Source organism: Lacicoccus kunmingensis DSM 17847 (genome assembly GCF_059568765.1).
This window is the reverse complement of sequence record NZ_JCANUC010000013.1, coordinates 75,489-89,563: the sequence shown is the minus strand read 5'-3', so window position 1 is coordinate 89,563 and position 14,075 is coordinate 75,489. Positions and strand designations below refer to the sequence as shown.

The window sequence follows — 14,075 nt, the reverse complement described above, 5'->3', positions numbered from 1 at the left end:
CTCCCCACTTTTCTTCATACATCATACCGGTTTTCTTCGTTTGCTTCTCTTCTGGTAACTGATCGTCATCCGCATATTTCTTGGCTGTCCGCCAATTGATACCTAATGTTTTTTGTATTTCAGATATAGATAAACCTTTGGTGTTTCTTAAGTGTTTGATACAATTAATATCGGACATTGCTAGCATCCTTCCTGACCTCCACTGTGTTATTGTTTCGACACCAATAACGGTAGAGGGACTTGGGGTGGCTGGCAAGTCCTTTTTTATTATTTGCACTGATTTTAAAACAGTGCAGGACTCTGCACTTCTACGTTGCAAAGCTCTGCACTTTTATTTTGCCATACACAGCAAACCTTATCACTAAAGTAAAAATAGAAGGAATAAACCCTACCACTATTTATAACAGCATTGAAAAATTAAAATATAACATCAAAAAATACTCTAATATCGAAATAGAACTCTTTGAATTTTCCAATATAAATAAATGGTTTAGAAAAGATGTCATTAAAGACTTAAGCATGCTAAGAAAATGTATTATGTTAGAAACAGATGAAAAAAATAGAAAATATTTTTGGGTGTGTTTGTCTGATTTAATCAGAAAATATAGCAACACTAGAAGCTCTACATTTAAACTTCATATCAAAGAGCACGAAAAAATAGAAAGAATGGAAAATAATTTAATAAGTGATTTCCTCTTGAAAATAAATGAGCACCACTCTCAACTTATCAGAAATAATTTAATAACTTCAAAAATTATACAAGGGGACTCTACTGAAGAACTTAAAAAAATGGAGGACGCTAGTATAGATTTAATTTGTACATCTCCCCCTTATGGTGATAATGGGACTACAGTGACATATGGACAATATTCAATGTTAAGTTTATTATGGATAGATTGTAAAGATTTGGAAGTTTCAAACGAATCATTGTTAAGTAATTATTCTTCAATAGACACAAATAGTTTAGGAGGAAAATCATACAAAAGTGTAATGGGCGATTCTTCGCAATATCTAGGAGGAGTGTTGGAAGAGATCTCAAAAAATAAACAAGGGAAAGTAAAAAAGTTCTTTGACGGATATTTCTTAACGCTACAAGAAATGATAAGAGTGCTAAAAAAAGATCACTTAATGGTATTAACTTTAGGTAATAGAAGAGTAGATAAAGTTGAAATTTTGCTGGATGACATTACTGAAAATTATTGCCTTCAAAATGGGATGTCGATAGAAGCTAAAATAAATAGAGCTATCCCAAGAAAAAAAATGCCTAGAAAGATATCTTTGTCTAAAGAACAAGGTACTGTTTCTTCTATGAACAAAGAAACAATTTTGATATTAAGAAAAGGAGAAATATAAAAGATGACAAAAATCGAATTAGGAGTAAATCCGCAAGATTTAATTAATGTCATTGGTAATGTCACAAGTCCCTTTGTCGTTTTATCAGAGCTTGTTAAAAATGGCGTAGATGCCAATGCTAAAGCTGTTACAATCCATATTAATACTAAAGAGAAAAAAATGGAAGTTATAGATGATGGCGATGGTTTTACTTTAGAAGATATACAAAATATAGGGGAAGTAGCAAAATCAAATAAAAAAAGATCTGACAAAATGTATACTAAAGACGGTTTAATGATGTTAGGTAGCAAAGGTCTTGCTATTTATTCAGTCTTCTATTTAGGGAAAGAAGTTTTAATAAAAACAAAAAATCATTTACATGAAAGTTTCAAGATAAAGTGGAACAAAGAAGAAATGGCACCAACTTATGAAAGAATTAATGACAGTGAATTTTCTTATGGGACAGAGATAATAATCTCAGATATTGATGATAATATTATTTCACTACTAAGTACTGAAAGGGAATTGGAAAAATTTAAGCATCTTTCAGTTACAAATTTTAAAGAAGAAATGCTTATACCTAAATTAACGTTAATCATTGACCGAGAAAAATATCCAATTGATGTTAATAATATAAAAGAAATCGAGAATGATTTTGACTCAATTGTGAAATTCAATTACAACAGTAAAGAGGAAATAATTCATTTTCATTATTATTCAAAAGATTCTCGAGTTTCTAATAAAAACTTAAAAATAAAAATTAAAGATATAAATAAGATAGACAAAGTTCTCGAAGAAAATTATAATTTTAAACCAGAAAACCTCGGAATCAAGGATTACATAATTGAGGAATTTATGACTGAAAATGATATTGTGATACCTAATTTTGAAGGAGCTTTCTATGTTAAAGCGAAAAGAAAGACTAAGAAAATGAACAATTTTGGTCATGGAGTACGGTTATTTATAAACGGCTTTGCATTATATAAATATTTAGACGAAAACTACGATTGGTTAAATTTATCTGATATAAGTGCTAATAAAAAATTTAATAATTTTAAAAAGCATAATGTATATGGATATATTAACTTTAGTGATTTTAATGATAATAAAGAAGATATAAAAATATCAAACGAGCGAGGGGGATTAATTGAAAATATAAACTACTATAAATTTATAGGGATTATTTATAGTTTCATATTATACCCGGCTATAAATATTGATATAGCTACGAGAAATAATAAATTTTTTAGAACTAGCCTGGAAAATGAAGAAGGCTCTAAAGATGAAGAAGATCTTGAAATAGAGAAAAAATCTTTAGACGTTAAGGAAAACTTAAGCGACTATGTACCACAAAAAGGTACTAATTCACCTACTGAAAAAACTGAAGTACAATCTATTAAAGATAACGGGAAAAGTAAAAGATTGAAAACTCCTTCTCTTAAAATCCAGGAAGGTGACCATGTATATCTTAAAGATCCAACAATAATAGATTTAAAAGGACTCAATTTAAAGGATTTAAAGATTGTGCCAAGAAATGAAAATACATTTATAAATGATGAATTTATTTTTACAGGAAGCAACTCTCTTGGAATTCATGAAATCTATTATTTTTATAATAATGAAAGAGAGTCATTTAAAATAAAAGTTAATAAAGCTAGGGTGAAATGGTCTAGTGAAAAAGAAAAAAACTTTTTTGAGAGTAGTAATCATTTCATAGGAGATATAGATTTAACAGCTATTAACCCTATAGTAAATCAATTGAAGGGATTAGACTATGAAACCAAATATTTATTATATGTGGTCTCGTTTAGAGTTATCATAGAAGACATTACTAAATCCTATCTCTATAAGAGGGATATCTCCCTTAGTGGTCAGCTAAAAAAAGATATTGAAAATATGATAGTAGATATGCAGCAAACTTTACGTATTAGTAAGAATGATTATTTTAAAGATTCAAAAAAGAAGATACACAACAAATTTAAAGGATACAATGCCCTTAAAAATTTCTTAGTATCTCTTAACGTAAAATTTCAAAATAGTGATTACGAGCAACTTTTACATTCTCTAACGCATAACCCATCTAAAATTCAAAAATCTTTAGCTTTAGAGATAGCAAATGATATCATCCTTCCTTTATATTTACTAGAAAAAAATTTAACAGAATATAAAATTATATAGATAAATATCATGGAAGGAATCGTAATAAAAAAGAGAGTAGATAAAAATTCTACTAAATAGTTAAAAATCTTAAACATAATTTGACAAAAAATATTTCCAATAAAAATCTGAAAACTTAAAGTTGTGAGAATGAAAAATTTTAGGAAATTACAATTGTCATATTGAATATATAGGGAGTATTAATGTCACTTAATACTCCCATTTATATTTTAGACATAGATTCCAAGCCCCACCGCAACATTCACGTGTGTCCTAACTCCATCAACCAGCACATCTTCATCAATCTTAAACTTAGGATGGTGGTGTGGGTAGATGCAGTCTTTGTCTTCATTATACGTACCGATCATGATGTAGACACCGGGGAGATTCTCGGTGAATGCGCCGAAGTCTTCGCCGCCCATGAACATGATCATTTCCTTAACTCTGTCGGCATCAAAGGTTTCGGTCAGTGTCTCCCTCACTTTTGAGGTTTCCGCTTCATCGTTGATGACTGCGGTGACGCCGTACTGGTAATCAAGGTCGTATGCCGCGCCGTAGATGTTGCAGTTGGCCTTTATTATGGCCTCAATCTTCTCTTTCGCAAGTTCGCGCATTTCTTTACTCGCCGAGCGGACGCTGCCGCTGATCTTCGCGGTCTGCGGGATGACGTTTTCCGCGCCGGTGCCGGCATGGAAGTTCGTCACCGACACGACAAGGTTGTCGAGAGGGCTTGCCAGGCGTGAGACGATGTCCTGCACCTGTGAGACGATGCGGGAACCGATGAGCACTGGGTCGACCGAGTTCTCCGGCTGTGAGGAATGGCCGCCCTTGCCGGTGATGGTGAGGTTGAATATGTCCGAGTTTGCGGTCACAGGTCCCGATTTGATATGGATCTCCCCGACGGGGAGGGTCGTCATGATGTGCTGGGCGAAGACGACATCGAGGTCGTCGAACTGTCCAGTCGCGACCATTTCCCTCGCACCGCCTGGCGGCACTTCTTCGGCATGCTGGAAGATCAGATAGATTTCACCATGGATGTGGTCTTTATTTTTTGAGAGCACTTTGGCGGCACCTAAGAGCATCGCTGCATGGGCATCATGGGCGCAGGCATGCATCCTGTCGTCGATTTCGGAAGTGAAGTCAAGATCGTCGCGGTCTTCCTGGATCGGCAGTGCATCGATATCGGCGCGTAAGCCCACTTTCCTGCCGGGATGTTCTCCCCTGATGATGCCGAGCACGCTGGTTTTTGTCGGACGGCTGATTTCTATGCCGTCCATTTCTTTCAGCCTCTCCTCGATGTAATTGCTCGTCCAGTGTTCCTGGTAGGAGAGTTCGGGGTGCCTGTGCATCGTGCGACGCCATTCGATGACTTCGGGTTCGACTGTTTTTATTTCCTGGTCCAACATATAAAACCTTCCTTTGATGAAATTTAAGTTCCGTTATTGACCTGGGAGCACTTTATCCTTCTTCTCCATGATCCGTCTCCGGTACCATTTGAACACCGGGATGAGCAGGCTCAGGAATGCAAGACCAAGCAGCACGGCACTGATCGGGCGGGTGAAGAAGACGCTGAAGTCGCCGCCGGAGATGATGAGTGCCCTGCGGAAGTGGTCCTCGATCATGGTGCCGAGTACGAGTCCGAGTATCATCGGGGCAAGCGGGAATTTCGCCTTCGTCAAATTGTAGCCGACGATGCCGGCGATGACCATGACGACAAGGTCGAGCATCGAGTTGCGCACTGCATATGTACCGATGAAACAGAAGATGACGATCATCGGACCGATGATGTAGTAGGGTGCCTTCAGTATATACGAAAAGATGCTGATGAACGGCTTGCTGAAGACGATGACCGATAAGTTCGCGAGCAGCAGCCCCCCGATGATCGTATAGACGAGCATGCCCTGCTGTTCAATCAATAAAGGGCCCGGCTGGATGCCGTTCATGATGAATGCACCCAGTATGACGGCGGTCGTCGCGCTTCCCGGGATGCCGAGTGCGAGCAGGGGGACGATTGCACCCATGGCTGCAGAGTTGTTGGCCGATTCCGGTGCGGCGACGCCTTCGGGTATGCCGGTACCGAATGACTTCGAGTCTTTTGAGAAGCTTGAGCTCATGCTGTAGCTGACGAGCGAGGCGCTTGTCGCGCCGACACCCGGCAGGACGCCGATGAAGAAGCCGAGCAGGGATGACTGGCCGATGGTGCGCTTCAGCCTGTTCAAAAGACCCAGCCCCGGGAATTTCGTCTTCGGGCTGGCCGTCTTATCTTTCGTAAAGTAATCTTCCTGCACTTTACGGAGTACTTCCGCGAGCGCAAAGAGACCGATGATGACGGCAACGAAGTCTATGCCCGAACGGAGTCCGGTGACGTCGAATGTAAAGCGGGCGACACCCGAGCTGCTGTCGAGACCGACGGTCGCGATAAGCAGGCCGATGAGCACACCGATCATCCCCTTGACGAAACTGCCGCCGCCGAGCACGCTCACGATGACGAGGGCGAGGAATATCAGTGAAAAATATTCAGGGGAGGAAAAGTTCAGTGCAAAGGATGCGAGCACTGGCGTGAGTAAAATCAGGAACACACATCCGATCAGTCCGCCTATTGCGGAACTGAAGATGGCAACACCGAGTGCTTCGCCCGCCTTCCCTTTTTTGGTCATTTCGTACCCGTCGAATACGGTCGCAACAGCCTCCGGCGTCCCCGGCGTATTGAAGAGTATGGCACTGATGGAGCCCGAGAACACGGACGTCGTATAGACCGCGGTCAGGAGCAAAAGCGCCGGGATCGGGTCGAGGCCGTATGCCACCGGGAGCAGTATGACGACCAGCATGGTGCCGCTGATTCCGGGTATGGCACCGCCGAGGATGCCGATGAAGACCCCCGCAAACAGCATGATGATATGGATCGGTGTGAATACATTCGCAAAACCACTCAACAGATCTTCGAACACGATTTTTCCCTCCTTTTATTCAAAAAGATATTTTGCACAAAAAAACTTTAATAGAAAAAGTATGAAACTTCCCGCATGATTCCAACACCCCGTGGCATGGAAATCTTGAGCAGCACGGGGAAGAGGAATGTCACCACTGCCGTGCCGATCAAAGGCGTGAGTATGAGCGGCAGTACCTTCCGCATGCCTGCGATGAATGCGAGCATGAAGATCCAGATCGGTGTTGCAATGATGAAGCCGATATACGTGAGTGCGGGGATGTACAGGATGATGAGAATCAGGAAGCCCCAGAACTTCACGGCATCGAACCGGCCCCCTGACTTTTCTGCGGATTCCTTCTTCAAACGGTAGAGGGACTGGATCAGCAGGGTGAAGCCGAATATGAACAGTGAGACCAGCAGGATGCGCGGCCATAACACAGGACCGATCTCTTCACTCGCTGCAGCCTCAATACTGAAAGTGTCATAAAATAAAAAGACGGATAACAAAATGATGACAATGGAAATTCCTATATTCCGCATCGGATCCACCTCCATGCATATATTTTTAAAAGAGGGCAGCCGTACCGGCTGGTCCCCCCTTCAGATGGTGCTATGTCATTTTAATTCAAAGTCTCTTCATATTCTTCCAGAAGCTGTTCGTTGAGCGCTTCATAATCTTCGCGCGGCAGGTAGCCGTCCTCCCTGATATGAAGGTAGTTGTCCTCTTCATACTGCAGGTATTCCTCATCTTCGAGGATGACTTCTGCATACGTCTCTTCCAGTACATTGATGATCTTTTCAGGTGTATCCGACTTCACATAGAAGCTCCTAGCGTTGCCGTCGGTGAACTCCCAGCCCCTGTCGGGATTCGTCGGGACATCTTCAAAACCTTCAACTGCCTCGTCATCGATGAACATCGCAAGGACGTTCAAGTCTCCTGACTCGATCGTCGCTTTCGCAGGACCGATCTCTTCAAGCATCAGGTCGGTGTGTCCGCCGAGCACATCACTGTGCATCATGCCGGCTTCGTCATATGGCACGTATCTCAGTTCAACATCCAGTTCCTCCATGACCCTGTCTGCACTCAGTTCATCGAAACCGTCAGCAGCGGTGCCGCCGATGGTGATGGTGCCCGGATTTTCCTGTGCCGCTTCGATCACTGCATCGATATCATCGAATTCACTGTCAGAGCTTGTCTGGATGGTGTAAGTGTCCAGCTGGCCGCGGCCGAGTGGTGTGTAGTCCTCCAAAGGGTACGGTGTTGAATCCGTTGCGACGTTGACGAGTATATCCGGCGTCGCCACCCAGATTGTATAGCCGTCCGACGGCTGGTTCTGGACATATTCCTCCGCAATCGCACCACGTGAACCCGGCTGGTTGACGACGTTGACGTTTTCGCCGAGTTTTTCACTCATCTTCTGGCCGACGAGGCGTGCGAAGTTATCCGTTCCGCCGCCTTCGCCGTATCCGACCACAAGTTCAATCGTGCGTTCCGGGTAGTTGGAAGCTTCGCTGCTGCCCGCCTCGCTGTCTTCATTTGATGTGTCTGCCCCGGAGCCGTTGCCGCAGGCCTGCAGGAACACGACGGATAAAAATAAGATTGCCGCAAATAATATATGGTTTCTTTTCATTTTCCTCTTCCTTTTCATTATCCCCGGTGGGGTATTTTTGTCGGTTTTTATTCGTCCAGTAAAGTCTCTTCCGCCACTGCTTCGTTCAGCTCCATGCCGAGCCCGGTGACATCCGGTGCCTCGAAGTATATGCCGTCCTCTTTTCTGACTTCTTTCAGGGCAGGGCCGTCGAACAGCCTGTTCTGGAAGAAGCCGCGGTCCGGCGTGAAGTATTCTATCCACTGTACATTCGGCAGGCCGACGGCCATATGGATATGGACCTGCTGCAGGTTCCACGGGGCGACGGGTATATTGTGCATCGTCGCGAAATTATATATTTTCATCCAGTCTGTTATGCCGCCGGTCGTCGCAGCATCGGGTTGTGCGATGTCGAGGGCGTTCTGTTCGATCAAGTGCCGGAACTCATTCAATCCTTCATGCTGCTCCCCGCCTGCAATGTATGTGCTGCCTGCAAACTGTTTGACACGCGCATAGCCGGCAGTGTCTTCATAAGGAACCGGTTCCTCCAGCCAGTACAAATTATGTTTTTCCCATTTCTTCAACTGCTGTATGGCTGTTTCCGCGTCCCATGATCCATTGACATCGACCATCAACCTGATATCCGGTCCGATTGCTTCTCGGACTAAACGGACACGTTCGTCTGCCTCTTCAAGTGATACGGCAGTGGTGCCGCAGCGTATCTTGAGTGCGGTGTGTCCCTGTTCCACGTATTCCAAAGCCTTTGCCGCCAGTTCGTCAGGCGGCAGCTGGTGGGCAACGTTCGCATATGTCTTCACATGCTGTTTGTGTCCACCAAGAAAATCTGAAACAGGTACATTAAAAGCCTTTCCTTTAATATCCCAGAGCGCGATGTCGATCGCACCGATGCATTTCCGGAATATTCCCTTTCCTCCGAGCTTCCATGTGGCGCTGTACATGCTTTCCCATATCTGCTCTGTATGTAACGGGTTTTGTCCGAGGATGACATTCCTTAAGTTGCGCTTCAGCAGAGTGGCGATGACATCACCGATATGCCCGTGGGAGAAGACGGGCAGTGAAAGAAACCCTGTGCCGCTTATGCCGGCATCCGTCTGCACCTCGACCGTGATGACTTCATAGCCGTCAGCGTGCTTCATGTCCGGGCGCTGATTATCCCAGTACCTCTTCACAACTACGTCTGAAATTTTCATATTTACCATTCCTTCCTATTAATTAGCATATACATGAAGAAGATTTATACCCGTATCATAAAGAAATAAAAAGACCTCTTCTAAATTTGTAGAAGAGGCCGAATCTGACTGGTTGATGCTCTTCTTATCTTTGAAGCCTGCGGCTTGCTGGAATTGGCACAGTACTGGAACAGTCTGTTGCCGAGGTTTCAAAGGGCCAGTCCCTCCATCTCTCTGGATAAGTTTTATAAATATTCTATTAATTGATAATTTGATAATTAATCCTAACCTGAATAGTCGGATTTGTCAATTTAATTTTGAAATGTATACGTTTTCTGATAATTTTAAGTGATTTAGATAGAAATAAAAGATTTCTGGATGCTTTAAAAGACATGGAATGGGATCATAATCCTTTTGGAGCTGAAGAGATAGACGGCAAAATATACGGACGTGGTTCCTGCGATATGAAAAGTGGCCTTATGGCATTTGTACTCGCAATGGTTTCTTTGAAAGAAGACAATGTTCCATTGAAAGGAAGCATTAAACTTTTGGCGACAATAGGGGAAGAAACCGGTGCAATCGGCGCCGGACAGCTTACAGAAGAAGGTTATGCTGATGATCTGGATGCATTGATTGTCGGAGAACCAACAAACAATGAAATTGTCACCTCGCATAAAGGAGCCTTATGGATTGAAATCACTACTTATGGAAAAACAGCGCATGGCTCCTCCCCACATCTTGGGATTAATGCCGTGGAGCATATGAATGAGATTATCAATCAGATTCAGAGCGATAATTTCAAATTGCCTTATGAGCATGATGAATTGTTAAAGGAACCCACTTTCAGTATCAATGCAATTGAGGGCGGGTCAAGCATGAATGTCATACCGGATTACTGCCGATTGAAATTGGATATCAGAACGCTGCCTTCTCAAAATCATCAGGAAATTTTGGATAATGTGCATAAAATGGTGGAACTGAGCAAAAGCAGATACCCGAATATGGAGGCGGAAGTCAAAGTCGTCGCTGATCTTGAGCCGGTTAAGACAAACATTGATGATCCTTTCGTGGATTTGACTCTGAAAGCTTCTGAAAGCGTCTCGGGACCAAGAGAAGAACCTAAAGGCTTTACCGGCATCACAGACGCCTGCGCATTTAAGGAAGCAGAAAAGGATTTCCCGATTATTGTGATGGGTCCCGGCGATATCACTCTTGCTCACCAGCCAAATGAGTATGTGGAAATAGAAGAATATTAAAACAGCATTAAAACTTATAAAGAAGTTGCAAAGAGATTTTTAAAGGAGTAAATGACTGATAAGGATTTTTCAATCAATAAAGAACGGTTACAAAGCAATATGGAAGAGCTGTCTGGAATCGGTAAGTTTGGAGAAACCGGCGTGAACAGATTGGCTCTTTCAAAAGAATATAAAGAAGGTATAGAGTTGGTGAGACAGTGGATGGATGAAGCGGGTCTCAAAACCAGAGTCGATAATTTTGGAAACCTGGTCGGCAGAGTTAACGGGAAAACCCTGACGCACCATTGTTGATGCTGGGGTCCCATATCGATTCCCAGCCGACAGGTGGCAGGTTCGACGGACCAATCGGTGTGCTGGGCGGTCTGGAATTCGTACAGACGATGCAGGAGAACAATATAGTGCCTGTACAACCTATTGAAATAATGGCGTTCTGTGATGAAGAAGGCTTCCGGTTCAATAAAGGATTGTTCGGTTCAAGAGGAATCTCTGGACAGTTGGATGAAGATGAACTTGAACGTACAGACGCTGCTGGAGTTACAAGAAGGCAAGCGTTAATAGAGTTTGGTGCCAATCCTGATGAACTGGCTGCATCCGAATACCCTGAAGGTTCTATTGAATCATATATAGAAATGCATATCGAGCAGGGGCCGGTGCTGGAAGACAGAGATGTACCGGTTGGTATAGTGACCGGTATTTCAGGGCCATTGTGGCTGACTGTCGAACTGACCGGTTTTGCAGGACATGCGGGAACAGTGCCGATGAAATTAAGGAAAGATGCACTCGTCGGCGCTGCGGAGATGATCACCAGTCTGAATGAGATTGTAAAACAGGATCCTCAAGCACCAACCGTCGGTACAGTTGGCAGTCTGGAGGTCCATCCGAATGCCAGGGCGATCGTTCCTGAAAAAGTGGTCTTTACTATCGATTTGAGAGATATCGACCTCGAGAGAAGAGATCAGTATGAAGCACAGATGAGAAAACGCATTGCAGATATTTCCCGGGAAAATGGTCTGGAGTTCAATATTACTGAAGACACGAATATCAAGCCAGAACCATGCAACGAAGAAATTCTGGATGTCATGCGGAAAGTCAGTGGGGCAATGGATTTGGATTCTGTTCCGGAATTGACAAGCGGCGCATTCCACGATGCACTGCCTATGGCGAAAGTTTCTAAGATAGCGATGATTTTTGTCAGGTCGAAAGACGGCATCAGTCACGATCCCAAAGAATTTTCAACATATGAAGATATTGCGGTGGGAACCGAGCTGCTTTATAAAACAGTTGTAGAGATGGTTAGTAATAAATAACATATAAATATAGTTCTCTTAAAGGTTACAAAAATTTAAGAGGGCTATTGATTATTGCATCCTGAAAATAATATATGGATATATCAGAATAGATATATTATGTTTAATATAATATATTTATATATACTATGACAAACATATCATTAAAATATTTAGTAGATAAAGACGGTAATCAACAGGTTTTAGACTTGATATATGATATTGCTCAAAAAGCAAAAAATGAGAAGGATTATAAAGAAATAGCTATGAGAATCGCTCAGGTTTTTGTTTATTTAAAAGAAATAGGTGTTCCACCTGAACATTTAAGAACTATCCATGCCCGGTCTTCAGATGGCTTTGAAATCACGCTTGTTGATGTTGTCAAAGACCTGACTCATCACAGGCCATTACTGGAAACACGGATAAACTGGCCGCCTGTGGGTGCTTTTAGAGCAATTTTTTTTCTATGAAAAAGACGGCCAGGGGAATCAAACATTGTATTATACTAAAGCGGTTATTAAAAAGGATACTTATTCGAAAGAATTTGAAGAGATTGTAGCTGAAAGTGAAGTTATGATGAACGATTTTTATACTGGAAGGGGTGATCAAAATGGCTAATAGGTCATTCACTGATCTAATGGATACACTGATGGAAGTGCCTGAGGTTAAGCAGCATATAGACTCATTGCCAGTACAATTAGGATTGGAAGTACTCAAGAAACGTATAGAATTGGATTTGACTCAAACACAAGTCATTAAACTGGCAGGCATTAGAAAAGTACCTCTGACACAAGCACAGTTATCCAGAATAGAAAATGGCGATACTGAAATAAGTGTCGATAAATACTTAGATGCTTTACATGTTTTAGGCGGTCATTTGAAACCAGAGATTGAATTTGATAATCCACCGACAAAGCAAGAATTACAAACAATATAATTTGGAATAGATAAAGTGTCCGGTTGTTGAACTCACAATCGGACACTTTTTTGGTATTGTTCAAGAATAGAGTTAAACTTTTATTATTTTACCTTAATCTAGTTTCTTCTATTCTTATTCGTCTTTCCCGAGCCCCAGCGCTACATTCACATGTGTCCTGATTCCATCAATTAACACATCTTCATCAATCTTGAATTTAGGGTGGTGGTGTGGGTAGATGCAGTCTTTCTCTTCGTTATATGTGCCGATTATAGTATAGACGCCTGGAAGATTTTCTGAGAATGCACCGAAGTCTTCGCCACCCAGTGACATGGTCATTTCCTTGATTCTGTCGGCACCGAAAGTTTCGGTCAGTGTCTCCCTCACTTTTGAAGTTTCTGCTTCATCATTGATGACGGCGGACACGCCGTACTGGTAATCGAGGTCATATGCGGCGCCGTAGATGTCGCAGTTGGCTTTGATGATTGTCTCGATCTTTTCCTTTGCAAGCTCCCGCATCTCGATACTTGCGGAGCGGACGCTGCCGCTGATTTTTGCGGTATGCGGGATGATGTTTTCCGCACCGGTGCCGGAATTGAAGTTCGTCACGGACACGACGAGGTTATCGAGCGGGCCTGCCAGGCGTGAGACGATGTCCTGCACCTGTGAGACGATGCGGGCGCCGATGATCACAGGATCGATCGAGTTCTCCGGTTGTGAGGAGTGGCCGCCTTTTCCTGTGATGGTCAAGTTGAAGATGTCCGAGTTTGCAAACACCGGTCCTGATTTGATATGGACTTCCCCGAGAGGCACCATCGTCATGATATGCTGTGCAAAAACGACATCGAGATCATCGAACTGTCCGGTCGCGACCATTTCTTTGGCACCGCCCGGCGGCACTTCTTCAGCATGCTGGAAGATCAGATAGACTTCTCCGTGGATTTTGTCTTTATTATTGGAGAGCACTTCTGCCGCACCAAGCAGCATCGCTGCATGGGCATCATGCGCGCAGGCATGCATTTTGCCGTCAATCTCAGATGTGAAGTCGAGGTCATCACGGTCTTCCTGGATCGGCAGTGCATCGATATCAGCCCGCAGTCCGACTTTCCTGCCGGAGTTTGCGCCTCTGATGATGCCGAGCACGCTGGTCTCTGTCGGGCGGCTGATTTCTATGCCATCCATCTGTCTCAGCGCCTGTTCGACATAGTCACTTGTCCAGTGTTCCTCATAAGACAGTTCAGGGTGTTTATGCATATTCCTGCGCCATCCGATAACTTTAGATTCGACTGCTTTGATTTCTTTGTTCAACACATTTATCATACTCCCTTTCTGAGATTGGTTGCATAAATGACTGTTAAACTCATTTTACTACATGTTTTGAATATATACAGTAAAAATCTGTTTTGGATATCTCCGTTTT

General features: G+C 42.9%; 12 protein-coding genes, 2 pseudogenes and 1 riboswitch. Of the genes and pseudogenes, 7 read left to right on the top strand and 7 right to left on the bottom strand.

The features are described 5' to 3' along the window. Positions 1-187: pseudogene (locus BO48_RS12165) on the bottom strand (IS21 family transposase); the annotation flags it as partial. 149 nt (positions 188-336) lie between these two features. On the opposite strand from BO48_RS12165, the gene BO48_RS12160 reads away from it, so the two are divergent. Both BO48_RS12160 and BO48_RS12155 read left to right on the top strand, forming a co-directional pair. Continuing rightward, a complete protein-coding gene (locus BO48_RS12160) occupies positions 337-1,353 on the top strand; it encodes a modification methylase (protein ID WP_496367717.1) in 1,017 nt (338 codons plus the stop codon). A gap of 3 nt (positions 1,354-1,356) precedes the next feature. Continuing rightward, on the top strand, positions 1,357-3,510 hold the full coding sequence (locus BO48_RS12155; protein WP_496367716.1) for an ATP-binding protein: 2,154 nt from the start codon (positions 1,357-1,359) through the stop codon (positions 3,508-3,510). A 209-nt stretch (positions 3,511-3,719) separates the two neighbouring features. Here BO48_RS12155 and BO48_RS12150 read toward each other — a convergent pair whose 3' ends face one another. The 5 genes from BO48_RS12150 to BO48_RS12130 all read right to left on the bottom strand — a co-directional run bounded on the left by BO48_RS12150 (position 3,720) and on the right by BO48_RS12130 (position 9,218). Next, positions 3,720-4,895, bottom strand: a complete 1,176-nt coding sequence (locus BO48_RS12150) for a M20 metallopeptidase family protein (protein WP_496367715.1) — start codon at positions 4,893-4,895, stop codon at positions 3,720-3,722. A 33-nt stretch (positions 4,896-4,928) separates the two neighbouring features. Beyond that, a complete protein-coding gene (locus BO48_RS12145; RefSeq protein WP_496367714.1) occupies positions 4,929-6,437 on the bottom strand; it encodes a tripartite tricarboxylate transporter permease in 1,509 nt (502 codons plus the stop codon). A 47-nt stretch (positions 6,438-6,484) separates the two neighbouring features. After that, positions 6,485-6,958 (bottom strand): tripartite tricarboxylate transporter TctB family protein, encoded by a 474-nt coding sequence (locus BO48_RS12140; RefSeq protein WP_496367713.1) that lies wholly within the window; start codon positions 6,956-6,958, stop codon positions 6,485-6,487. An 80-nt stretch (positions 6,959-7,038) separates the two neighbouring features. After that, a complete protein-coding gene (locus tag BO48_RS12135; RefSeq protein ID WP_496367712.1) occupies positions 7,039-8,049 on the bottom strand; it encodes a tripartite tricarboxylate transporter substrate binding protein in 1,011 nt (336 codons plus the stop codon). A gap of 47 nt (positions 8,050-8,096) precedes the next feature. Further along, positions 8,097-9,218 carry a mandelate racemase/muconate lactonizing enzyme family protein gene (locus BO48_RS12130; protein WP_496367711.1) on the bottom strand — a complete coding sequence of 374 codons (1,122 nt, stop codon included), beginning with the start codon at positions 9,216-9,218 and terminating at the stop codon, positions 8,097-8,099. Positions 9,219-9,339: 121 nt separating this feature from the next. Further along, a riboswitch (SAM riboswitch) is annotated at positions 9,340-9,442 on the bottom strand. A 72-nt stretch (positions 9,443-9,514) separates the two neighbouring features. Between BO48_RS12130 and BO48_RS12125 the strand changes: the two genes are divergently transcribed. The 5 genes and pseudogenes from BO48_RS12125 to BO48_RS12105 all read left to right on the top strand — a co-directional run bounded on the left by BO48_RS12125 (position 9,515) and on the right by BO48_RS12105 (position 12,676). Further along, positions 9,515-10,453, top strand: coding sequence for a M20 family metallopeptidase (locus BO48_RS12125; RefSeq protein WP_496367710.1), 939 nt, complete (start codon positions 9,515-9,517; stop codon positions 10,451-10,453). Between the two features lie 51 nt (positions 10,454-10,504). Further along, positions 10,505-11,760: pseudogene (locus BO48_RS12120) on the top strand (M20 family metallo-hydrolase). Positions 11,761-11,888: 128 nt separating this feature from the next. Then, positions 11,889-12,209, top strand: coding sequence for a hypothetical protein (locus BO48_RS12115; protein WP_496367709.1), 321 nt, complete (start codon positions 11,889-11,891; stop codon positions 12,207-12,209). Positions 12,210-12,234: 25 nt separating this feature from the next. Then, positions 12,235-12,357: a hypothetical protein gene (locus BO48_RS12110; protein ID WP_496367708.1), complete on the top strand. Its 123-nt coding sequence runs from the start codon at positions 12,235-12,237 to the stop codon at positions 12,355-12,357. Continuing rightward, complete coding sequence (locus BO48_RS12105) at positions 12,350-12,676, top strand: helix-turn-helix domain-containing protein (RefSeq protein ID WP_496367707.1); 327 nt, start codon at positions 12,350-12,352, stop codon at positions 12,674-12,676. Before BO48_RS12110 ends, BO48_RS12105 begins: the two co-directional genes overlap by 8 nt. Before the next feature lie 114 nt (positions 12,677-12,790). Here BO48_RS12105 and BO48_RS12100 read toward each other — a convergent pair whose 3' ends face one another. Then, a complete protein-coding gene (locus BO48_RS12100) occupies positions 12,791-13,966 on the bottom strand; it encodes a M20 metallopeptidase family protein (RefSeq protein ID WP_496367706.1) in 1,176 nt (391 codons plus the stop codon). Between the last annotated feature and the right edge of the window lie 109 nt (positions 13,967-14,075).